1 protein-coding gene is annotated in these 1,804 nt (G+C 64.7%); it reads right to left on the reverse strand.

The annotated features are described in order from the left end of the window. The coding region (locus tag ACODSO_RS29115; RefSeq protein ID WP_489040070.1) for an amino acid adenylation domain-containing protein at positions 1–1,804 on the reverse strand (1,804 nt) is incomplete at both ends.

The raw sequence follows: 1,804 nt of genomic DNA on the forward strand, positions 1-1,804 counted from the left end.
CCCAACCGGGCGCCTCACCAGCCGAACGCGCCGCATACGCGATCATCACATCGCGCACGAGCGGCGCCATGGAGGCTCCGTCCGCGGAGACGTGGTGGATCACGAACGCGAGCACGTACTCGTCATCGGCCAGCCGGAACAGTTGCGCGGCTCGGGGGATCTGGGTCGTGACGTCGAACGCCGTCATCATCAGATCGATGACGCGCCGACGAATGTCTGCCTCCTGGACCTCCTCGACAGTCAGGACGGCATCGGCGTCGTCGACGTGCAAAATCTCTTGGTGCGGTCCGTCCATCGAATCGGGGTAGATCGTTCGAAGAGATTCGTGGCGGGCGATGAGGTCGGCTACCGCTGCTTCGAGTGCGGAGACGTCGAGTTGACCACTCAGTCGCACCGCGAACGGAATATTGTCCACTGCGGAGGTGGTGTCGTACTGGTTGAGGAACCAGTACCGCTGCTGCGCCAACGACAGCGGAATGCGTGCGGGCCGATCGACGGCGACGAGTTCTCGCTGCCTGCCGCTTCCGACCTGGCTCGCGATCCGCGCAGCGAGTTCCGCGACCGTCGATGCTTCGAACAGTTCGCGCACGCCGATCTTCGTGTTCAGGACCTGGCCCAACCGCGAGACCAGCTGCGTCGCGATCAGTGAGTTGCCGCCGAGTTCGAAGAAGTCGTCGTCGAGGCCGACTCGATCGAGCGAGAGGACCCCGGCGAACGTGTCGGCCACAATTTCTTCGACCGGCGTGGTGGGCGCGCGGAACTCCTTCGCCGCCACCACGGGTGCAGGCAGCGCCTTGCGATCGAGCTTGCCGCTCGAGCCGAGCGGGAACTCGTCCAATACGACGAACACGGACGGCACCATGTACTCGGCGAGCTTCGTGCCGAGTGCGGAACGAACTGTCGCACTGTCGAAGTCCTCGGTGTCCACGACGACGTACGCGACGAGTTGCTCGTCGCGAACGAGCACCGCCGCCTGCGAGATCGAATCCTGCTCGAGCAGATTCGTTTCGATCTCGCCGAGTTCGATACGCAGACCGCGCAGCTTGACCTGGAAGTCGCTGCGGCCCACGTAGTCGAGTTCGCCGCTCGCGGTCCAGCGGACGACGTCGCCCGTTCGGTAGAGCCGCTCGCCACGGGCACGCGCCTCCGGCACGGGGTGGGCGACGAACCGATCGGCAGTCAGATCCGGACGGCCGACATATCCGCGGGCAAGTTGAACACCCGCCAGATAGAGCTCACCTTCGACCCCGACCGGGACTGGAGCGAGCCGACGATCCAGGACGAACACGCGTGTGTTCCACACCGGGGCGCCGATGGGGACGACGGTCTCCCCTCTCGTCACCTCGTGGAACGTCACGTCGACGGCAGCTTCGGTCGGTCCGTACAGGTTGTGCAGCCGTACGTTCGGCAGAGCTCCGAACAATCGCTGAGCAGTGGCAGCCGGTAGCGCCTCGCCCGACGCGAACACCTGTCGCACAGTGGGCAACTGGAGTTGACGAGCTTCGAGCTCGGCGACGAATACCGACAGCATCGACGGGACGAAGTGCACGGTGGTCACGGACTCTTCGGCCATGACGCGCGCGAGATAGTGCGGATCGCGATGGCCGTCGGGAATCGCGACGACGACCGAGGCACCCACCTGCAGTGCCCAGAAGAATTCCCAGACGGACACGTCGAACGTGAACGGAGTCTTCTGCAGCACCACATCGTTCGCGGTGAGTCGATACGTGTCCTGCATCCACAGCAGACGGTTGACGATGGCCTCGTGCGAAACCGCCACACCCTTCGGCCGACCCGTCGACCC

This window comes from Rhodococcus sp. FG69, from assembly GCF_057808915.1.